The 20848-nt window shown below is 44.4% G+C and carries 24 protein-coding genes and 1 tRNA gene; 16 read left to right on the top strand and 9 right to left on the bottom strand.

The genetic code is table 11. The features are described from left to right. Positions 1-51: 51 nt before the first annotated feature. A complete protein-coding gene (locus VF412_RS17985) occupies positions 52-924 on the top strand; it encodes a LysR family transcriptional regulator (protein WP_331340653.1) in 873 nt (290 codons plus the stop codon). 48 nt (positions 925-972) lie between these two features. On the opposite strand, the gene VF412_RS17980 is transcribed toward VF412_RS17985, so the two are convergent. Continuing rightward, positions 973-1299 carry an antibiotic biosynthesis monooxygenase family protein gene (locus VF412_RS17980; protein WP_331340652.1) on the bottom strand — a complete coding sequence of 109 codons (327 nt, stop codon included), beginning with the start codon at positions 1297-1299 and terminating at the stop codon, positions 973-975. Between the two features lie 80 nt (positions 1300-1379). On the opposite strand from VF412_RS17980, the gene VF412_RS17975 reads away from it, so the two are divergent. Both VF412_RS17975 and VF412_RS17970 read left to right on the top strand, forming a co-directional pair. Continuing rightward, positions 1380-1838, top strand: coding sequence for a MarR family winged helix-turn-helix transcriptional regulator (locus VF412_RS17975; RefSeq protein WP_331340651.1), 459 nt, complete (start codon positions 1380-1382; stop codon positions 1836-1838). A gap of 215 nt (positions 1839-2053) precedes the next feature. Continuing rightward, positions 2054-2959, top strand: coding sequence for an alpha/beta hydrolase (locus VF412_RS17970; protein ID WP_331340650.1), 906 nt, complete (start codon positions 2054-2056; stop codon positions 2957-2959). 77 nt (positions 2960-3036) lie between these two features. Here VF412_RS17970 and VF412_RS17965 read toward each other — a convergent pair whose 3' ends face one another. Further along, a complete protein-coding gene (locus VF412_RS17965) occupies positions 3037-3465 on the bottom strand; it encodes a MarR family winged helix-turn-helix transcriptional regulator (protein WP_331340649.1) in 429 nt (142 codons plus the stop codon). 97 nt (positions 3466-3562) lie between these two features. Between VF412_RS17965 and VF412_RS17960 the strand changes: the two genes are divergently transcribed. Both VF412_RS17960 and VF412_RS17955 read left to right on the top strand, forming a co-directional pair. Continuing rightward, the gene (locus tag VF412_RS17960; protein WP_331340648.1) at positions 3563-3886 is read left to right on the top strand and encodes an antibiotic biosynthesis monooxygenase family protein; all 324 of its coding nucleotides are present in this window, start codon (positions 3563-3565) and stop codon (positions 3884-3886) included. Positions 3887-3946: 60 nt separating this feature from the next. Then, a complete protein-coding gene (locus tag VF412_RS17955) occupies positions 3947-4294 on the top strand; it encodes a hypothetical protein (RefSeq protein ID WP_331340647.1) in 348 nt (115 codons plus the stop codon). 212 nt (positions 4295-4506) lie between these two features. Here VF412_RS17955 and VF412_RS17950 read toward each other — a convergent pair. From VF412_RS17950 to VF412_RS17920, 7 genes are all read right to left on the bottom strand, one after another. Next, positions 4507-4597 (bottom strand) — tRNA-Ser (locus VF412_RS17950). Positions 4598-4691: 94 nt separating this feature from the next. After that, positions 4692-5192, bottom strand: a complete 501-nt coding sequence (locus tag VF412_RS17945; protein WP_331340646.1) for a hypothetical protein — start codon at positions 5190-5192, stop codon at positions 4692-4694. Beyond that, positions 5192-6301 (bottom strand): 3-oxoacyl-[acyl-carrier-protein] synthase III C-terminal domain-containing protein, encoded by a 1110-nt coding sequence (locus VF412_RS17940; protein WP_331340645.1) that lies wholly within the window; start codon positions 6299-6301, stop codon positions 5192-5194. The genes VF412_RS17945 and VF412_RS17940 overlap by 1 nt, the downstream gene beginning before the upstream one ends. Positions 6302-6362: 61 nt before the next feature. Further along, the gene (locus tag VF412_RS17935; RefSeq protein WP_331340644.1) at positions 6363-7619 is read right to left on the bottom strand and encodes an AmpG family muropeptide MFS transporter; all 1257 of its coding nucleotides are present in this window, start codon (positions 7617-7619) and stop codon (positions 6363-6365) included. Beyond that, positions 7619-9259 (bottom strand): hypothetical protein, encoded by a 1641-nt coding sequence (locus VF412_RS17930; protein WP_331340643.1) that lies wholly within the window; start codon positions 9257-9259, stop codon positions 7619-7621. The genes VF412_RS17935 and VF412_RS17930 overlap by 1 nt, the downstream gene beginning before the upstream one ends. A 20-nt stretch (positions 9260-9279) precedes the next feature. Beyond that, entirely contained in the window at positions 9280-9735 is a 456-nt protein-coding gene (locus VF412_RS17925) for a GNAT family N-acetyltransferase (RefSeq protein ID WP_331340642.1), read from the bottom strand. After that, entirely contained in the window at positions 9732-10265 is a 534-nt protein-coding gene (locus tag VF412_RS17920; RefSeq protein ID WP_331340641.1) for an HNH endonuclease, read from the bottom strand. The genes VF412_RS17925 and VF412_RS17920 overlap by 4 nt, the downstream gene beginning before the upstream one ends. Before the next feature lie 156 nt (positions 10266-10421). Here VF412_RS17920 and VF412_RS17915 point away from each other — a divergent pair, with 156 nt between their 5' ends. The 11 genes from VF412_RS17915 to VF412_RS17865 form a co-directional block, all read left to right on the top strand. Then, positions 10422-10901, top strand: coding sequence for a peptidylprolyl isomerase (locus VF412_RS17915; RefSeq protein WP_331340640.1), 480 nt, complete (start codon positions 10422-10424; stop codon positions 10899-10901). Positions 10902-11160: 259 nt separating this feature from the next. After that, on the top strand, positions 11161-11646 hold the full coding sequence (locus tag VF412_RS17910) for a YajQ family cyclic di-GMP-binding protein (RefSeq protein WP_331340639.1): 486 nt from the start codon (positions 11161-11163) through the stop codon (positions 11644-11646). A gap of 127 nt (positions 11647-11773) precedes the next feature. Next, positions 11774-12151, top strand: coding sequence for an RNA-binding protein (locus VF412_RS17905; protein ID WP_331340638.1), 378 nt, complete (start codon positions 11774-11776; stop codon positions 12149-12151). A 57-nt stretch (positions 12152-12208) separates the two neighbouring features. Then, positions 12209-12811 carry an arylesterase gene (locus VF412_RS17900; protein WP_331340637.1) on the top strand — a complete coding sequence of 201 codons (603 nt, stop codon included), beginning with the start codon at positions 12209-12211 and terminating at the stop codon, positions 12809-12811. Further along, complete coding sequence (locus VF412_RS17895; protein ID WP_331340636.1) at positions 12808-13473, top strand: ABC transporter ATP-binding protein; 666 nt, start codon at positions 12808-12810, stop codon at positions 13471-13473. The genes VF412_RS17900 and VF412_RS17895 overlap by 4 nt, the downstream gene beginning before the upstream one ends. Then, a complete protein-coding gene (locus tag VF412_RS17890) occupies positions 13470-16019 on the top strand; it encodes an ABC transporter permease (protein ID WP_331340635.1) in 2550 nt (849 codons plus the stop codon). The genes VF412_RS17895 and VF412_RS17890 overlap by 4 nt, the downstream gene beginning before the upstream one ends. Before the next feature lie 54 nt (positions 16020-16073). Then, positions 16074-17090 carry an L-threonylcarbamoyladenylate synthase gene (locus tag VF412_RS17885; RefSeq protein ID WP_331340634.1) on the top strand — a complete coding sequence of 339 codons (1017 nt, stop codon included), beginning with the start codon at positions 16074-16076 and terminating at the stop codon, positions 17088-17090. A gap of 163 nt (positions 17091-17253) precedes the next feature. Next, positions 17254-18105 (top strand): GNAT family N-acetyltransferase, encoded by an 852-nt coding sequence (locus tag VF412_RS17880; RefSeq protein ID WP_331340633.1) that lies wholly within the window; start codon positions 17254-17256, stop codon positions 18103-18105. After that, on the top strand, positions 18069-18899 hold the full coding sequence (locus VF412_RS17875) for a lysophospholipid acyltransferase family protein (RefSeq protein WP_331340632.1): 831 nt from the start codon (positions 18069-18071) through the stop codon (positions 18897-18899). The genes VF412_RS17880 and VF412_RS17875 overlap by 37 nt, the downstream gene beginning before the upstream one ends. A 127-nt stretch (positions 18900-19026) precedes the next feature. After that, on the top strand, positions 19027-20097 hold the full coding sequence (gene dinB / locus VF412_RS17870; RefSeq protein ID WP_331340631.1) for a DNA polymerase IV: 1071 nt from the start codon (positions 19027-19029) through the stop codon (positions 20095-20097). Positions 20098-20208: 111 nt separating this feature from the next. Beyond that, a partial coding sequence (locus VF412_RS17865) for a hypothetical protein (RefSeq protein ID WP_331340630.1) occupies positions 20209-20848 on the top strand: 640 nt, incomplete at its 3' end.

Here is a 20848-nt window from a genome sequence, read left to right as displayed (position 1 = left end):
ACTTTAAATTTAGATATACAAAAGCTACTTTTATGCACTATATGATAGCTAATGAGCATTGATCGATTGAGATACTTCGCAGCCGTCGTCGAAACAAAGAACTTGCGCAAAGCCGCCGAGCTCGTTGGGATTTCGCCGCCCTCCATGTCAAAAGCCATCTCAGTTCTTGAGGACGAGTTGGGCTTTAAATTGATTCACCCGGAAGGACGGGGAATCGGTATTACGCCTAAGGGACTTCAGGTCTATCGAAATTCGACTTCTCTCTTAGAAGAGCACCGAAGGTTCTATCAATCGTTGAAAGAGTCAGTCGATGTATCAAATCAAATACGCATGGCGACTTTTGAAGTTTTTAGCTCTTATTTTGTTTCATCTTTTATTGCGGCAGAGAAGCAATATGAATTTCTTCTGTTGGAAATGACTCCAGGAAAAATTGAAGAGGCTATTTTGACAGGATCAGTCGACTACGGACTTACATATGTTCCTTCTCCCGATCCAGCGCTTGATTATGTTGAAGTAGGTTCTTTTGAAATGCGAATCTTTGGAGGAAAAGACTGGTTGAATAAGCCCTTTTCCGATTGGCCTTTCGCGATTCCAACAACCGAGCTAAAAATTCATTCATCAGAGATTGATTCAATGGATCTATGGCCCAAAGATGCTCCGCGAAGGCTTGTTAAACATCGCTTCGAACTTTTAGAGACAGCACTTCAAACTTCATCTTTAGGTCTTTCAGTTCTTCACTGTCCTGATTTTATAGTGCGACTCCATAATTCAAGAGTCAAAACATCGTTGCAGTTAGAAGAACTCCCTTGTCCCACTGGATATAGAAAGACGAAGCCCACCAGAGTTTATCTTGTTGGGAAAAAGGGAGCGGTTTCAAAAGAGCTTGAACGTAAATTCGCGAGATTCATGCGCTCCATTAGGTAACATCAAGAAAGTCTTGAGCGCAGCTTCAGTTTAGTGATCGAGACGTGTTTAAAATTCAATGTGCTTGTAATCAGACAGATCGGCTTTAATTCCCAGTTTTTTTAATAAATCTGGCGGATTAAATCCCTTTTTTGCCTGATCCTCACGAATCACTGCTTTCGCCTGATCGATGGCATTCTGATTTTCCCATTCTACCAAAGTGACGACATTGAATTCTCCGGGGCCAGCGAACTTTTCTAGCACATAGTCTTTTATAAACCCCGGTTGCTGGCGCAGCATTTGATGGGTTTCTTTTACTTTTGCCAAAAATTCTTCTTTGGCTTCGTGGGGAACAATAAATTTATCTACTTTACAGATCGTTTGATTTTCGTTCATAGCATCCTCGCGGCATTAGTAGGTATAATCCTACTAATATAGTAGGTTAAAATCTACTATATTTATGATAAGGTCTAATTATGACACAAAAGACACCTTCCAAAATTGAGAACCCAAGGCTTCCGTCTCGAATCCTGCGTCTTCCCATGTATTTGATGCTGACTTTAACCCGTGAGGGTTACCGTCACGCCGTACGCAGTGATTTAAAGTTTCGGATGCCCGAATACACCGTGCTAGCTATCTTAGAAGAGTTTGGTCCCAGTGATCAGCGTGCTATCGGTGAGCGCATGGGCTTTGATAAAAGTGATGTTACAAAAATTATCAATGCCTTAGAAAGTGAAGGTCTTGTCGCGCGTGAGGAAGACAAGATCGATAAGCGACGTCATTGTGTGGCTCTAACTGCTAAAGGAAAAAGAGATCTCAAAGATATTGGAAGTGATATCGAAAAATCTATGCGAAGCTTTCTGAGGGGGCTAGAGCCCTCTGAATATGCCACCCTGACAAAGTTGCTCATAAAAGCATGGAGTAGAATGGATTGAGTCTCGTCAAAATAATTTGTTGTGCAAGAACAACAAATGTTCGAAGTGACTTATATCGATGCACGCACGGGTGCTCGCACTGATTCAAAAAGTAGACGGGCTGGCACTTCGTTTTGGTTACGAAATATAACTCTGCCATCTCAAAAATAAGCAGTTAAGTCATTTTCTGTTTACTCCGATAAACATCCGGCCGTTTGACGGCAAAGGAGTTTACGATGAAAATGCTCTCGCTCATTCTGTTCGTGTTGTCGTTCCAGTGGAGCTCAGCTTTCGCTATGAATGCACCTCGCTACATAAATTATAATGGCATTAAGCTCGCTATGTATGAGAGTGCAGGTAAACATGGGCCCGCAATCTTACTGATTCATGGTAATACGTCTTCAGCGCGGTCGTTTGAGAAGATTATCGACTCACCCTGGGCTTTGTATCAAAAAATCGTAGCGATCGATATGCCGGGATATGGGCGCTCTGAAAATGCTCCAACATACAATGTGGCGTTGATGGTCGGTGCTATCGCTAAAGCCGCACAGATTTCCGGAGCAGATCATGGCGTTGTAGTCGGCTGGAGCTTAGGAGGCGATTTCGTCCTTCAAGCCGCAGCGTCTTTACCTGACGTCAAAGGTTTTTTTATTTTTGGAACGGCACCGGTGGGCGCTGATACAACTTTACCGCCGGCGTTCTTAAGCCCGACGGAAAGCTATGCAGGTAATGCCGTTAATTATGGTTTCATTCCAAATTTGACGACTCAACAAGTGAACGACTACGTCACAGCGTTTTTCAGACCGCACTATAACTCTATTCCGAATGCATTTTACACTGACGGGCAAAGAACTGATCCCGCCACTCGTGCGGCAGTTTACGTTGCAGCGACCGGTGGAGATCCAACTTTCGTAGATGAGATTGCGGTGGTTCGCTCGATGACGACACCTATAGCGATCGCGATCGGATCGAAGGACGCTTTCGTGAATCCGGAGTTCCTTGCGGATTTAGCACCAAGCATCCCACATTTGTATAAGCATAAGATTTTTACCTTCCCGAACTCGGGTCATGCGATTCAGTGGGAGCATCCGCTTCTATTTATTAGCTTCCTGCAAACGTTCGTTTGGGACGTAACTCATTAATATAAAAAAAGGGCTTGAGACTATTCAAGCCCTTTCCTTTTTAAATCGGGTTCGCTGTATCTATAACCCATGTAGGTCTAAAAATTTTTAAGGCTTTTAGACAGCAGATCCTTAAATTGTTGGGCTTCGGTTTTAGAGAATCCTTTTAAGATTTTTCCCTCAATATGTTCACCCACTAACGACTGACACTTTGTAATTAATTTTTCGCCTTTTTCTGTGAGCTCAATCTTTAAAATTCGCCCGTGAACGGGATCATTTTTTTTCTTAATTAATTCCGCTGCTTCGAGGTTCGCAATTATCCTCACCATTGTCTGTGGGGTTACAAAGCTCGCGCGGGCCAGGTCTGCATTAGAGGCCTCGCTTTTTAATTTTAAAGTTAGAAGAGTGGCAAACTGTGGCGGAGTTAAGTCATAGCGGCCCAAGGTTTTATCCATATCATTACGGATTTCCTGCTGTAATCGTCTGATAAGATAGCCTGCCCCCTCAAAAGTATTAGTACCTTTCATAATATCCTTTACTTGATATAAGCATACTGATAAGTTATAAGTGTGCTTATATTAACAAGCACTATAACCTTACAATTTAATAAGGAAGGCTAACACTATGGTAAAAATCAATCCACAAGAAAACCATCTTACACTAATCAATACGTTTACAGTTAAGCCAGAAAATCAAGAGGCGCTGATTAACTTACTAAAATCAGCAACAGACGAGGTTTTTAAGAAAATCGACGGCTTTATCTCGGCTAGTATTCACCGTGGGGTAGAGGGAACTAAGGTCGTTAATTATGTCCAGTGGCAAAGCAAGGAGCACCTGATGGCCATTTTTAAAAATCCAGAAGTTCAAAAATATCAAAAGCAGACGGAGCCACTTATCGAAAAGGTAGAGCCTGTTACTTATTTCGTAGTGGCCGCTCAGGAAAAATAATTTGCAGAGGGTGCTTAAACACCCTCGCATCCTGCGCTTTTTCTGGGATCCCGACGGAAAGTGAACTTCAAGCAAGCTATTGTAACAATCGCACTCACGGGAATCGTTGCACCAGCAGCTCACGCTGTAAACATGACGAACACATCTAAAACTCGCGGCTTCTGGACGACGATCTATGATCGTGGACAACAAGCCACTGTCGGTCGCGCTGATATTGTTAAGATTGAAGTGACTTCAGATCCGTACTGCAAACAACAAACTCTTTGCGGCACAGATACTTGCAGTCACTCAGCTCCGATCAGTGTGTACAGAAATCAAAATGATTGCTACATCGATTACACGATCAATCATCAAGGAGATGGTGGATATCAGAAGCAGAGTGCGAATTGCTGGCTTAGTTGGCTATGAGAAATGGCGGACAGAAAGAGATTGGCTTCGGTCATCCTGACCTCGGTCGCTGCGCGACTAGTTGGCCTTTGGCCAACTACCTAAAAAGCGGCTTCGCCGTCGCGCTAAAGCGCGATCGCATCGTGCGACTTTTTACGAACTCTATCGTTCGAATCGGGGCCGGCGTTCAATGTCTCTAGTTTGGAATTGCTAGCATAGTTAGCTATGGAAAATGGCGGACAGAAAGAGATTCGAACTCTTGATACGCTTTTGACGTATACTCGCGTTCCAGGCGAGCGCCTTCAACCACTCGGCCATCTGTCCACTCGAAAGATTTTGATCGGTTGTTATCAAAATTAGAGAAGCCAAGATAGCATTGTGCGTGGTGACAAAGCAAGATCCATCAGAGGAAAATTAGCTATTCACCGAAGTATTCGTACAAATCCTCTTTGGAAATATGGCGATAACGAGCTTCCTGCTTGGTTTTGCGGACGATGCCTTCAACGAAATTCCAATAGACCACTTGATAGGCAAAAAAAGCTCCGACAAAGCCCGCGACCATCAAAAGATTTTCCTTGGCTGCTGGCCAGTCCCACATCGCTGTAAATAAGACGATGGGGTGAAGTAAAAATAAAACCGAATGCAGCCAAAGTTCGCCTGGTCCACAGTATTTCCAGTGAACGTATTCATCCTTGGTCACGCACAAAGAAGAGATCACCACGAGTACATAATAGATGACCGTGGTAGTTGGTGTTGGCACTGTGAAATATAAAAATAGCAAACAGGCGATCACGGTTGCAGTATCAATTGGATGACCAATGCGTTCCCAGCGAGGCAGCCCACGTTTCCGGTGAAAAAAGAATTCATCGAATAAAATAAAAAATCCCTGAATTGCTGAAAACACTAAAAATGCAGTCATTAGATTTTCTCCATGTAACCTGCGCAAATCGTAAGGCCGGGACCAAAAGCAAGACTGATAATCGGTGTGCCTGAAGGAATATTGTCATCGTCGGCAAGACGTTGCCATAAGTGCGGCAGAGTGGCTGAAGACATGTTTCCTCGATCGCGCAACAGATCTCGGCTGGCTTGAACTTGCTCATTACGCAAATTTAGTTTTTCCTTTACCTCATCGATGATTTTCGGTCCCCCAGGATGAACGGCGAAGACTGCATTCTTGCGAATATATTCCAGGTCGACTCCACGTTTTTCCAGCCATCTGGAAACGAATTCCAAAACTTTTGATCCGACCATGTGCGGAACATCTTTCGACAAAGTCATTTTCATGCCCCAGTCAGAGACCATCCATTCCATGGCGTCTGCTGTTTCAGGAATAAGTTCTTCGTAAAGAGCGATCATTTTGAAACCACGCTCTGGCTTTTCCTGAAGCATTGAATAAGCAATACAGCCATCCGCGAATAGAGATTGAATCACCAATTGCTCGAGACTGTGATCTTGAGGATTTAAATGAAGCGAGCAAAGCTCGGTGTGCACTAAATCCACACCCTGCTTTTTTCCAAGAACTTCGCTATTTGAAAGAAACCCCGATGCCATCCTCAAAGCAGGGAAGGCGCCGTAGCATCCCATGTGATAAGAATGTGTCACTGTCACAGGCTTGTTCGCTTTCAAAGCTGTCACTTGAGCAGCGCTGGGTGAAACATATCCTGTACAACTGACATGGATAATGTCATCAGGGAAAGGGCGCTGTCCGTAAATGTCATCAAAAACTTTCTTAACAGCTTTATGGTAAAACTCATGACGTTCACGCATGGTTGCGCCGCGAGCTGATTTTTCTATGGGGTAAATAGTTTTATGGGACCAGTCACCTTCGCTAAGATCAGGAGTAAAAAAATAACGACGATTGATTTGTTCTTCTGAACAACCCACACGATGGAACAGTTTCATGAATTGCTCTTGAGTCGTGCGCTGCTCTTCTTCAGCAATTTGATGTGCCTCCGATAACCAACGAAAGCACTGTTCTTGAGTACTAGAGTAGGGAGGAAGAATAGAATAAAAGTTTCCCAAATACATGTCTCGATTCTAGGGGGCACATATTTGGGTCGATAGATCCAGTGTCAAAACACTGAAACAATTAAGAAGATTTTAGCATTTGATCCGTTTGGTATTTACGCATTCCAATCAGCATAAGTAATCCAGGAATAGCGACCAACGCACACACGTAAAAAAAGCTCGCCCAACCAAGATGTTTCACCATGTCTCCGGTAAAGCCCGAGAAAAATGTTCTTCCTAGAGTCGCAATGCTAGAAAGAATGGCGTATTGAGTGGCCGTATATTTCTTATTAGATAAAGCTCCCATGAATGCAACGAAAGCTGATGTAGCCATGCCCGTGCTAATGTCTTCAAACACCACAACTGAAGCGAATGGAATAATTTGAGCACCCGTGTATGTCAGCACAGCAAACGAAGCAGTGGACACCGCCTGAAGTATTCCAAATGTCCATAGGGAACGGTAAATTCCCAAGTAATAAATTACAACGCCACCTAAGAAGAAACCTACAAGTGACGAAATCAAACCGAAAGTCTTCGCAATCAATCCGATATCGGCATTACTAAAACCGATTTCGACATAGAATGGATTTAACAGTGAAATCGCTAAAGCATCGCCCAGTTTGAAAAGTAACACGAAAGCAAGAATATACCAGGCACCGGGACGTTTCATGAATTCGGCAAATGGCTCAACGATCGCTTGTAGTAGCGTCTTCGGTGGAGGACTATCTAACGTCGGTTCTGGCGCAAGCAGTGTCGTTACCAAACCAATACTCATACAGGCTGCCATCAAGTAATACAGTTGGCCCCAAGTGATTGGCCAGAAGTTTGAACCGACTAAACCAATACCGGCACCACCAGCAATCAACATGGCAATACGATAGCCGTAAATATTTAAAGAAGATCCAAGACCTAATTCTTCATTCGATAAAAGTTCGCGGCGGTAAGCATCGATGGCGATATCTTGAGTTGCACTGAAAAACGCTATCAATACAGCCATTGTTGCCATGATTGGTAAATTTAAAGTGGGGCTGAGTGTGCCCATGTAAAGCAAGCTTCCGATCAAAGCCAGTTGCATCGTCAACATCCAACTGCGACGGCGACCTGCTTTGAACAAAGTAAAGCGATCCAAAAGCGGAGACCACAAGAATTTCAAAGAGTAAGCGATGCCGACCCAGCTAAAATAACCAATGGTGCTGATATCAACATGCTCGCGAGAAAGCCACGTTTTCAAAGTTCCACCAGTTAATGCCAAAGGCAAACCGCTAGAGAAGCCAAGAAGGAAAACAATCAGCATTTGCTTGCTGAGAAGCTCTTTGAGTAGATTTTTCTTTTCTGTCATTACAAGCTGGTCTTTCTCAATTTTTTTCTCATCGTCCACAACAAGTGACTGATGTAAGGACGTCGCGTTTCTCCGGTTGTTACCATGAGCAGCTTGGTGATTTTAAGATTTACAGCGTCGGTGTAAAGCAAAATCAACATTTCCTGAATGAAGTTTGTATTCAAGGTGATGTGATTGTCTGTACCTACGCCAAGATTCACACCCTTCTTTTCCCACCAAGAAAACGGATGATCTTTATAGTCCTCAAATTTGCCGGTAAGCTTATTATTTGAAGAAGGCAAAGACACAAGGGTCACGCCTTTTTGAATCATGCGATTTAAAACATCATGTTGATAATGTTCAACTTCACGAGCGGTGTGGAACTTTGCTTTTACAAAAAGCACGTCTTCCGCTTCAGTCAAGCGTTCACCTTTGAGAAGCTTTTGCAGAACATCTTCGTGACTGCCCCAATCAAGTTCAATCAATTCACGATACAACGGATGTTTTGCATCAACGCCCTTGCCGGCGTGATTCAATTTTGTAATGTCTTGATAGATGCGATGGAAATATTTGTTCGGATTGATACCCAAACTGATTCCATGCTCGAGAGTATCGATGTGCCAAATGTTCATGGCATTGTCGACAGCTTGAATTCCTTTTTTTAGGGTGTGCCAAGTTTCCCCATGATGCGAGCGAATTTTAAAACCGCGATATTGTAGCTTCCTAAAACCCGATTGCATTTCATTGAAATGCTCTTTGCGATAAAGCTCACGCTCGTCACCCACGGTATCCACATCAGTCATGTGAGGGATAAGGAATGGATATTTGTCCAACATGTGGACGATTTCATCGATTTGCTCCATGAAATGTTCTTTGCGAGTTTTAAATTTTTCAGCGTCGAAGTGATTGGCTTCTTTCCTGAAAGACGGTGACAGAATAAATTTAAAATCGGGATGTTGATCTTGGAATTTTTTAAATCCGTCATAGAGACCCAACACCACGTCTTCTGGTGTGACATCGTCAATGCCAGGAATTTGTTCTGATGAGCTGGAAGTGGATCTTGATAAAGAAAATTTTAAGCGTACAGATCCGACATTGAACTTTTCCCAAAGTTCTTGCGCCATGTGGAAAGCGGCTTCCGCATGAACTTCACGATTTAAAAAAATTAATTTTGGAAGATACAGAATTTTTAGATAGCGCGAAAAGCCTTCATTTTCTTGAAGGCGAATTAAGCGATCCACATCCGCTACGGAGCGAATGGGTAAAGCTTCAGCTCCATAGACTTCGGCGATTTTCTCCTCATAGATTTTTTTATCTGACCCTTCCAAAAGCTTTTTTAAGCGGGGATAGATGAATTCCGCAGAGATGGCACCTGTTAAGTGAATGTGCTCCTCATGATATTTCAAAGGAAAGTTTTTGAAAAATTCGAATAAGGCCGCTGAAACAGGATGTTTTAGCAAAGCTTGAATCGTGACCTGATTGATTTGAAATCTATTGAGCAAATCACGAAATTCAACAACAGTCTTGTGGGCGTTTGGATGAGTTTCATCCAAGTCGGAAGAAAGCAAAAGATCCACGGTATCCGCTAAAGAAATTCCGTTGGTTTCGCTGATGATGGTGGTCAGTGCAGAAACGAGTTGGTTATGAATGTCCGTATTCACCAATTCCTCCTCTCAAGAGGCTACTTGGGAACCAGCACCTTGTACATGGTTTTATGAGGACCAATGTCCTTCATCTCGAAGAGTGGACCATGGTAGTAAAAGCCCAATCGTTCATAGAATGGAAAGGCTTTAATGCGAGCATTGAACCACAAAAGATCACAGCGTTTCTCTTTCAAAAACTCAACACCATGTCGAACAAGAATTTGTCCGAAGCCTTGCCCGCGGAAAGTCTCGTCGGTGGCCATGCCACGCAGACGATAGGGAAAGCCCGCAGAGAAGTCAGGATGAGATTCAAGAATGTAAGTGGAGATGGCGACTAATTGATTCGAATGAAAGAGTCCCAAGTGGTAAGTCGTCGCAAGATCGTCGCCCGGGTTCACACATTCTTCCTCTGACAGAAAAGGTTTCAAAACTTTTTTTCGCAGAGGAAGAGTCTGTTGAGGTGCGATCAATCTAACATCGTATTGAAGTGTCATCCTGCCTTAAGCCTTAGATAAGGAGCCCAGTCAGGAGGAACGTGATCTTCGCTGATTTCAAGCTCGAGTGTTGGTAACCACGATGGCGCACGAGGCTCGTTCAGTAAAGGCATATTTGCTGTGCGTGGAGTTCGATTTGCTTTTCTTTGATTGCAATCTCTGCAAGCAGAGACAACGTTTGTCCAATTTTTCGGACCATTTTGTGAGGCGGGAACGACGTGATCAAGAGTGAGTTGTTTGGCGGAAAACTTTGTGCCGCAGTACTGACAGGTGTAATTATCGCGGATATAAACATTTTCTCGGCAGAATCGCACGGCATGATTCAATCGAGGCCGCACATAATTTTTCAACCGAAGTACGCTTGGAAGCTTAAATCTCAGATGAACAGACCGCGCGAAGGCGGAATGATATTCGAGAATCTCTACTTTGTCCTGAAACCACAAAACCAAGGCCTTTTGCCAACTTACAATCCGCATGGGCTCGTAACTTGCGTTGAGCAACAAGGACCTCACTGAGGCCATGTGCTGCATGAATCCCCCCTCTGGTGCGTTCCTAAACTCAATTATATCTAAGGGCAGCTCTGGATTTCAAGCCCCACGTGTTAAATATACGATTTTAGAGGGCAATAATATTGCCAAAGGTCTAGTTGAATGGGATACAAATGGCATTCACAAAGGAGCCTCAAAATGAGTCGTGTATTGGCATTTAACTACGTTTTAAAAGGACCGGATGGTCAAATCTTGGATGCATCGGAAAAGGGCCAACCACTTCCATATCTTGAAGGCGCTGGACAAATTCTTCCAAAGCTTGAAGAGCAAATTAAAGACATGAAAGAAGGCGACAAGAAAGTTGTGAAACTTTCTGCCGTAGATGCTTACGGCGAAACCCGTGAGAACATGTTCATGGATGTTCCAAAAGAAGAGCTGGCACACTTGCCACAACTTGAAATCGGTGCACATCTTCGTCTTGAGTTGAGCGGTGGTGCACACATCGTTCGCGTGAGCAAAATCACTGACACTCACGTAACTCTTGATGGAAATCATCCTTTGGCAGGTCAGCCTTTGGAATTTGATATCGAGATGGTTTTGATTCGTGAAGCGACTAAAGAGGAAATGCAACATGGGCATCCTCATGGACTACACGGCGACGCCGGCCACCACCACTAAGCCGGTTGGTGAAAACGGCCCGGCTATCGAGGGCTTTGCCCTCGACCCTTCGGGCTGCGTTGTCGGGTCTTTCGCTTCTCTCCGACGTGGCGCTGCCACGCCTGCGTTTCGCGAAAGCCCCTCCGCCTTGTATCCGAACCGTTTTGACCAACCTTGGTTCCCGGTTCTTTGGGCGACTTAAAAAATGCTGCGCATTTTTTCCCGTCTTGGGTTTTTGAATTCTCGTTTAAACTAATAAAATTTTTTGGAGTTAGTTCGAATGCCTTCGTTTGATATTGTTTCTGAGTTGAATTTGCAGGAAGTTGATAATGCTATTAATCAGGCTCGCAAAGAGGTTGAGGGGCGTTATGATTTCAAGGGCAGTCATTGTGAGATTCAATGGGATAAAAAGGAAATCACTTTGCTTGCTGAAGATGATTATAAAATCGAACAGATGGGAAGCATTCTGCAAACGAAGCTCCACCGCCGTGGGATTGATATTAAAGCGGTTAAGTTTGAAAAGGCGGAACCAGCTGGTGGCAAAATGCTCCGCCAGAAGGTCACTTTGCAGCAAGGTATTGACCGCGAAGTAGCAAAGGAAATTATTCAGGCTATCAAAGATACGAAGTTAAAAGTGCAACCGCAAATCGCTGATGACAAAGTGAAAGTGACTGGAAAAAGTATCGATGATCTTCAGGAATGCATCAGAACAATACGTTCGGGTAGCTTCGCAATTCCCTTACAATTTAATAATATGAGATCTTAAAATTGGGCTTGCACGCCTTTTAAGCTATGCTAGCCTTAGTTTAGTATTTTGAGGTCCCGTGTGAGTGTTCTCGATTTTATACTGTTCGAAGGCTTCCTCGGGTTTAACAGACCAATAGGAGGTCTTTGTGGCTAAAAAGTTATACGTAGGCAACTTGCCGTATTCAGTTGATGATGAGGCACTTCACAGTCATTTTGCACAATTCGGTGCAGTTGATTCAGCAAAAGTTATCATGGACAGAGAGACAGGCCGTTCAAAAGGTTTCGGCTTCGTTGAAATGTCTGACGATACAGCTGCTGATGCAGCAATCGAAAAAGCAAACGGCGCAGAGATGGCTGGTCGCGCGATCAACGTTTCTGAGGCACGTCCTCAAGCTCCTCGCGAGGGTGGTCCTCGTCGCGGTGGTTTCGGTGGCGGTCGTGGCGGCGGTAGCCGTGATGGCGGCGGACGCAGCTTCGGTGGCGGTCGCGGTGATGGCGGCGGCAATCGCGGTCCTCGTTACTAAGTCTTTGACGAACACCGTCTTGTCTTAAACAACTTAAAAAGGTCTCATGGTAACCCTATGAGACCTTTTTTATTTTTCACTCTTCTATTCTTCTCTTCTTTAACATTTGCCGCGCAAAAAAAATTAGTCGTTCTTGGTGATTCACTTTCGGAAGGTTATGGCGTCGCCAAAGAGGCAGCGTATCCAGCTTTAGTTGAAAAAAAACTGCACGACGCTGGCAAGACTGAATGGTCTATTGTGAATGCGAGTGTGAGTGGTTCAACAACGGCTTCCGCCATCGGACGCATGAAATGGATTTTTAAATCGAAGCCCGATGTTGTCTTGTTAGCCCTGGGGGCCAACGATGGTCTGCGCGGTTTAAAAGTTGAGGAAAGCAAAAAGAATCTTGATGAAGCTGTGAAGTACGCACAGTCACAAAAAGTTCGCGTGATTTTGGCGGGCCTTTACATGCCACCGAATTATGGGAAAGAGTACGCCACTCAATTTAAAAAAATGTATGAAGACGTCGCTAAAAAATACAAGCTTGTCTTCATTCCTTTCCTTCTTGAAAACGTTGGGGGCAATCCTAAATACAATCAAGCCGATGGTATTCATCCGAATGAAGAGGGCCACAAGATTATCGCTGACAATATTTTCAAAGTTCTTAAAGGTGCCCTATGAGTCTCGTGCTTAAAGACGTTCGCAAGAGCTTTCATCAAGGCGAAACAGAAATCGAAGTTTTAAAAGGATTGAACGTACAAATTGAACCAGGTCAGGTGGTTTCTATTATCGGCCAATCGGGAAGCGGAAAATCAACTCTGTTGTCGATCTTAGCGGGATTAGAGCGCGCGGACGCTGGGGATATCTTGGTGGATACTGTGAACCTGACTCCTATGTCAGAACAACAACTGACTTTGTTTCGTGCTCAAAATATTTCTATCGTATTCCAGCAGTATCATTTGATTGCGCACTTAACTGCGTTAGAAAATGTGATGCTGGCGTTAGAGATCTTAAAAATGGAAAATGCTAAAGAGCGTGCGGGAGAGGCTCTCAAGGAATTAGGTCTTGGGCATCGTTTGGATCATTTCCCAAGTCAGTTAAGCGGCGGTGAATGTCAGCGTGTCGCGATTGCGCGTGCCCTTGTTGTGAAGCCGAAGATTTTATTGGCCGATGAACCTAGCGGAAATTTGGATACTCATACCGGCGACAAGGTCATGGAAGTTTTTTTTGATATAGTAAAAAAACACAAAATCACAACGGTGCTTGTGACTCACAGTGAGTCTTTAGCTCAGAAATGTCAGCGCACTCTTCGTCTCGAAGAAGGCCAGTTGAGGGAACAATGATTCTTTTGCGTCTGGCCTATCGTGAACTGATCCGCAGTTGGCGCTTTGGTATCTTCTTTATTTTTAATTTGAGTCTGGGCTTAACGGGCTTTGTTTCGTTAAAGGCTTTCAATAGTGCCCTGGAAAATGAAATTAAAAGCAACGCGAAGTCTATCTTATCCGCAGACCTTGCCGTGTCTTCGCGCCGTGAATTAACTGTGGATGAAGAAAAGGCAATGCGCGAGACGTTACCCGTCGGAACACGCGAGGGAAAGATCTACGAATTCTTTGCGATGCTGAGTTCTAATAAAGGATCACGCTTGGTCTTGGTCAAAGCTGTCGACGAGGCCTATCCCTTTTATGGAGATCTGCAATTACATTCAGGCAGAAAAATCGAAAGCGGATCTCCCAAAGATATTTTGAGTTCTCGCGATGCGTGGATTTATCCAGAGCTGCAATCGCAAATGGGTCTTAAGGAAGGCGACGAAGTTCAAATAGGCAAACTGAGACTAAAGATTTCAGATGTTGTAGACAAGGATGAAACACAGACTTTCCGGGCTGCCTCCATGGCGCCAAGGGTCTTTGTGAATCGTGCTCTATTGCCAGAGTCAGGATTGATTCAATTCGGCAGCACTTATTCGGCGACATATATTTTCAAACTCCCAAGTGGCGTGAAAGAAGATCAGCTTAAGAATGATCTTTATCGCAAACTCACTGATCCGCAGATCTCGGTCGATACTCCGGAAACGGCAGGTGAGGATTCCGGTCGCCAACTCGGTTATCTTTCGGATTATTTGGGATTAGTAGCCCTGGTGGCCTTATTTATGTCGGCTCTGGGTGCGGCTTATATTTATCGCCTTTTTCTTTCAAGTCGCATGAAGGAAATTGCGATCTTGCGCACCCTGGGATTGCAAAGTGGGCAAGCGGTAGGTGTTTATGTCATTCAGGCCTCTTTGCTGGGGTTGCTTGCGACGATTCCGACGGCAATCTTTAGTGAAATTGTTTTACCGTTGCTGACAAAGCTTTTGGGAAGTTTTACTCCGTTTGATTTAAAGCCTGCTATTACGCTTGAGGCTTGGGGTTTGTGTTTATTAATGGCGGTCCTAGGAAGCTTCATTGTCAGTCTTCCATTTCTGGTGAAAATTTTCGACTTAAAAGCTGCGAAGTTATTTAGCGAAGAAAAATTTTCTGTGGGAGAATGGCGTCGTCGGTACTGGCCTTATATTCCCACTGTGATTTTGTTCTTTGGTCTTTCAGTCTTTCAGGCGCACTCATGGAAAATTGGTTCCATGTTTGTGGGAATCTTGGCCATCGTTGTTTTGCTCTTGGTTCTTCTTGGCTATATGACTGTGCGTGGGGCAGGAACGCTTCGCAATTTCCATAAGTGGTTTGTGCGCTTCAGCTTCTTAAGCGTCTCGCGCAGAGCTGCGGCTAGCCTTGCGGTTTTTGTGGCGCTGGGAATGGGAGCCCTGCTGATTAATATTCTTCCGCAGCTTAAAAATTCTTTGCAAGCTGATTTCCGAGTAGATTCCAAAAGCAAAATTCCGTCACTGTTCATGTTTGATATTCAAGACGATCAAATTGCGGGCATTAAAAAACTTTTGGATGAAAACAAAATTAAAACGCTGGCTGTTTCGCCCATGGTTCGTGCGCGTATCACCAAAGTGAATGGTCAAGACTATGAACGAAAGATCGAAGGTCAGGGATTTAAAACTCGTGAAGAAGAGCGTGATGCTCGTTTCCGCAACCGCGGCGTGAATCTTTCCTATCGTGAAGAGCTGTCAAACACGGAGGAGATCACTGAGGGAAAGCCTTTTAGCGGCAACTTTGATGGCAACAAACAAAAATACGCGGAACTTTCTGTGGAAGAAAAATTCGCTGACCGAATGGGATTCCATTTGGGTGATATTGTGATCTTTGATGTTCAGGGTGTTGAAGTTGAAGGCCAGATCACCAATTTCCGTAAGGTGAAGTGGACAAGCTTTCAGCCGAACTTCTTCATTCTTGTTCAAAACGGTGTTTTGAATGATGCTCCGAAAACTTTCATTGCGGCCGTGCCAACTTTGCCTTTAGAAAAGCGCAATGAGCTGCAAGCTGTCGTCGCGAAAAATTTCTCAAACGTTTCTGTTATCGATGTGGTGCGTTTAGTGGATGAGATTTTAAAGACCGCCGAGAAGATGAGTTGGTCCTTGGAATTAATGGCCTATCTAGCTTTGATCACGGGCTACATCGTGCTTTTTTCAATCGTGCGCAGTCAAATTAAGTTGCGTCGTTGGGAATTGAATATGTTGAAAATTCTTGGAGCAAGCTGGGGTGAAGTTGCAAGCTTCATTCTGACGGAGTTCGCTTTCCTCGCGTTTATCAGTTCTTTCTTTGGGGCCCTCTTGAGTATCGGCGTTAGTTACGCTTTGAATCTCTTTTTATTCGAAGGAACTTTTGAATTTTCACTGGTACAACCATTGACCTCAGTCGTGATTATCACTCTATTGAGTTTGGTGATTAGCTTCCTCGCGAGCCTCGACATTGTTCGTGAAAGTGCTCTGAGTATTCTTCGTGAGGAGCGCTAAATACTTGCTGGGTTTTCCATTCTAAGGTAGTTTGGGGACATCAAAGGATTGTCGATGATGTCGCCAAACGAAGGCCTGGCCAAAGCCGAAGAAATTCTGAAAGAAGGGGGAGTCATTGGGCTTCCCACTGAAACCGTTTATGGCTTGGCTGCTCGTATCGATATCCCCTCTGCCATCGAAAAAATTTTTAAAGTCAAAGAGCGTCCGTTTTTTGATCCTTTGATCGTGCATGTTTCCTCCATTGAAATGGCTAAACATGTGACCGCATATTGGGGACCTGCTTCTCAGGCTTTGGCTGAAGTTTTTTGGCCGGGTCCACTGACGATGATTTTGCCACGTGATCCTTCCGTGAATGCGATGATCACGTCAGGCCTTGAATCTGTGGGGATCCGCATGCCCAATCATCCCCTAGCTTTGGAGCTGATCCAACAGGTAGGGATTCCATTGGCAGCACCAAGTGCGAATAAGTTTGGAAGAACCTCGCCGACCTCTGCGGGGCATGTGCGCGTTGAGTTTAAAAACGAAAATGTCTTTGTATTAGATGGCGGGGATTGTCAGATCGGGATTGAATCTACAGTTTTGTTCATTCGCCATCGTCCGGATAAAGTTGTTTTGTCAATTCTTCGTCGCGGATACGTTTTAAAGTCCGACATCGAAAGAGTTCTTCAAGAAAAAGGTTTCGAATTCGAATTCATCGAGCAAATCGATAAACGCGAATCGCCAGGACATATGAAGCATCACTATATGCCTCCGGTTCCGTTGGTCGTTTGCACAGAACCAAATCGTTCTGTTGAAAGTATTTTGAAAGAAGTGAACGAGAAAATGGAACAGTTGCCTGATGAAATTGAAAGCATCAAGATCATCAAGCCCGAGCATGGAATTCACTCTGCCGAGATCTTGCATCTTTCTAAAGATCCTCTGCTTGCGACTCGTCAGTTCTATGGGCACCTTCGTGATACGGCTGCAAAGGGCAAAGACGCGATCATTTTTTATCGTGAACCTCACCAAGTGGGCGAGCGCTGGGAATCTTTGTTTGATCGTTTGAACAAAGCTGCAAGCTTAATTATCTAATTTATCGAAGCTCGCAGTGCGAATGCATTGTTTCCTTGCGGAAAGATCTCTGCGAAGTCCGGGCACCGGCATTGCCTTAAAAAATTTCCGACAATATCCTCACCGACTCCTGACAATTCTGAACGCGTGCATTTGCTAACCTGAATGCATCAAGGAGGGTGTTATGGTCGAAAGAATTTCTCAGAACATTCATTCGTTCTATCAATTGCGCTCCAATAAGATCCACAAGTTCAAGCCGAAGATTGAAATTCAATCCGATGTCGGGCCCTTCTTGATCAAAACTGTGACTACGACGGAAGAACTGAAAGAGGCCTTAGCTTTGCGCTTTGAAGTTTTTCATAAAGAAATGATCGGCAAGAAAGCCTCTAGAGGTTTTGATGTCGACGAGTTTGACTTTGACTGCGACCATTTGATCATCAAAGAAAAACGTTCGGACAGAATCGTTGGCACTTACCGTGTCCGTTGTTCTCAATTCACAAATAAGTTCTATTCTGCCAAAGAGTTCTCGATGGCTCACATTCTGTCTCAACCGGGTGTGAAGCTTGAGTTGGGCCGGGCCTGCATCCACAAAGACTTTCGCCGTGGTGTCGTGATTTCCTTATTGTGGAGAGGTATCGCTGATTATATGGCGGCCTCAGATTCCAAATTCTTATTCGGGTGTGCGACGGTGAAAACAGACGATCCTCGCGATGCGGCTTTGTTGACTCAGTATTTTGAAGAGGAAGGACGTATCAATCCCGGCTTCAAAACTCGTCCGACGTTGCCTTATACGATGCCGATGTTTGGTTTATTTAGAGACGAATTTCGCGGCCCTCTCACGGAGACTCAGAGAGTGGAAGCGGAAAACCTTCTCCCAGCATTGTGTCGCGCCTATCTAAAGATCGGGGCCTACGTTGGTGGAGATCCAGCCTGGGATCAGGAGTTCCAGTGCATTGATTTCTTGACCATTCTTCACAGGGAAGATTTAAATAGAACTCTGTGGAAGAGATTCAAGCTGGACTCCGCGGAGTCCTAAGACTGTTTTATTTTGTTTTAGTGATCGGAACGTACCTCACGTGGTCGTTCTGCTGTCATCTTGTCATTCGTGATGAAGATAAACGCCGCGCACGTTTTTCAAAAAATGCCAGCTTCTTTTGTGGCGTGATTCTGAAACTTTTCAATATGCGTTTGACTGTAGTGAATAAGCCTAAAGACGGCGAAAAGTTTTTGCTAGTTAGCAATCACATGGGCTTCATCGATATTCTTTTGATGTGCTCAATCTTCCCAATGCTTTTCATAACTTCTAATGAGATGCGCGAAACTCCGTTCTTGGGTCTTCTGACCGAGATGGCAGGCTGTATGTACGTTGAGCGTCGCAGTCGCACCAAAATCTTGGAAGAGATGAAGTCCATGATCCACGCTTTACAAAAAGGCTTTCGCATTGTGCTTTACCCAGAAGCAACTTCCCATAATGGTGAGGAGGTTCTGCCATTCAAACGCACGTTGATGATGGCTGCTTCCCATGCAGGGGTTCCGATTCAACCGGCAGTGGTGAACTTCCGCAAAGTGAATGGTGAAGAGTGGACAATGAAATATCGCGATCATTTGTGTTGGTATGGTGATATCTCTTTTGCGACTTCTTTGTGGAAAGCACTGACACTGAAGTCTTTAGATGCAGAGATCGAATTTCTAGAGCAGATCCATACAACACCTGAAGATGATCGTGGCTTGATTGCCGATCGCGCCTATAAATTGATTTCGGAAAAATTTGTTCCAGTAAAGGGTCGCACTGAGCAAGGGCAGCCACCCGCAGAGATGGAAACAACCTAGTCTTTCAGTGTCTTTCAGTATTAAGAATATTCCCGAATTTCAAAGAGATAAGCTTAAGGTCTAGCCGTCGCAGTTTCATTTTTAAAATCCATTGACGCTTGTATTTTAATGTGTAAATAATGTGTAAATGAGAAAGATCATCCATATCGACATGGACTGTTTTTATGCCGCTGTCGAGGTGAAGTACAACCCTTCACTGAAGGGGAAGCCATTGGGCGTGGGTGGTCCGCCGAATACTCGCAGCGTCCTCACAACGGCGAGCTATGAAGCGCGGAAGTTCGGTGTGAGATCCGCGATGCCGTCCTCCCAAGCTGTGCGTCTGTGCCCACAGTTGATCTTAGTTCCGCCACATTTTGATCTCTATAAAGCGGAAAGCCGCAAGGTTCGTGAAATCCTTGAACGCTTCACAAACAAGATTGAACCGTTGTCATTGGATGAGGCTTATCTTGATGTCACTGATTGCAAGCAGTTCAATGGCAGCGCCACTTTGATTGCTCAAGAAATTCGTCGTTTGATCTATGTCGAAACAAAGCTGACTGCTTCCGCCGGTGTGGCTCCGAATAAATTTTTGGCGAAGATTGCTAGCGATTGGAAAAAGCCAAACGGACAATTTGTTGTTCGTCCTCAAGATATTGAAGAATTTGTGAAAGACTTGAAAGTCGAAAAAATTTTCGGCGTCGGCAAGGTGACGGCGCAAAAGATGCACGAACTCGGTTTGCATACATGTGCTGATATTCAAAAATATTCTGTTCAAGAGTTGCATCGTTGGTTTGGTTCTCGCGCGCAGGAACTTTACAACTTCGCACGTGGTATTGATGAGCGTGAAGTTGTGACCGAGTGGGAAAGAAAATCTCTGACTGTTGAAGAAACTTACAACAGAGATTTGCAAACTCTTGAAGATTGCAAAAAACAGATTCCTTCACTGTATGAAGACTTTCATCATCGTCTTGTGAAAGGTGAATACCAAGATCGTATTAAAGGTATCGTAGTAAAATTAAAATTCTTCGATTTCAAATCAACAACGCACGAAGAAGTTTTCCAAGACATTCCTTCTGAAGCAGATTTTCATCGCTTGCTTGAAAAAGCGTGGCAGCGTCGAAATGTCCCCGTTCGCCTTGTGGGATTGGGTGTCAGGTTAGGTACGCAAAATAAATCAGAAGAAAAAACTGACAAGTCACAACTCAAATTCGCAATTTAATTTCATTAGGATCTTTTCACTGGTGTCGTTCTGTTCTGGCACTTAAGTTGCTTTATCAGCCTTTGGCTAACGGCGGAGTCATTGTGACATCGTCAAAGAAAGGAACCACCAATGAAGAAACTTGTAATTATGGGAATGCTAGCAACAGCAATGATGTTCAACGCAGGTTGCACTGATGGAGAAGTCGCAGCGGGAGCTATCGGCGTTATCGTAGGTATCGGTCTTGGCAGCGGTCCTGATCATCATGATCACCACCGTCCACCTCCATATCACCGTGGTCGTCACTGGGATGCACAAGCTAATGTAACTTTACCAACAACAGGTGCGGCACCGGTTGCGGCTCAAGTTGAAGACACTCAAGCGGACTCACAAGTTGCTGACTTCGCGTTCAAGTACAACATCAGTCTTGATGCTGCTAACAAAGTAAACGACGCTTTCCAAGGCGTTCAAAAAAATGGCGTCAGCTCTTTTGCGACAATCGGTTTGAACAAATCAGATATTCAAGCAATCATGAAACATCAATTGCCTGAAACATCTTCTATCAAATCAATGGCTTCAAAATTAGATATGTCTGAAGCTCAAGCTCGTGACTTCTTGGTCGCAATGAACCGCGAATTCCAAGCGCAAGCATCTGACGTAAGCAGCCCCTACTGGCAAGCATGTATGGCGAAAGGCAGCTGGAAAACGGCTGAGAACATGTACTGCAAGTCCACAAGTTGGAACGGCTGCGCCCCAGAAACAGGCGCCACTC

The sequence above is a fragment of the Bdellovibrio sp. genome, from assembly GCF_036384735.1.
GTDB lineage: Bacteria > Bdellovibrionota > Bdellovibrionia > Bdellovibrionales > Bdellovibrionaceae > Bdellovibrio.
Note: the sequence above shows the minus strand (reverse complement) of the source record. Positions and strands in the feature narration are given on the sequence as shown.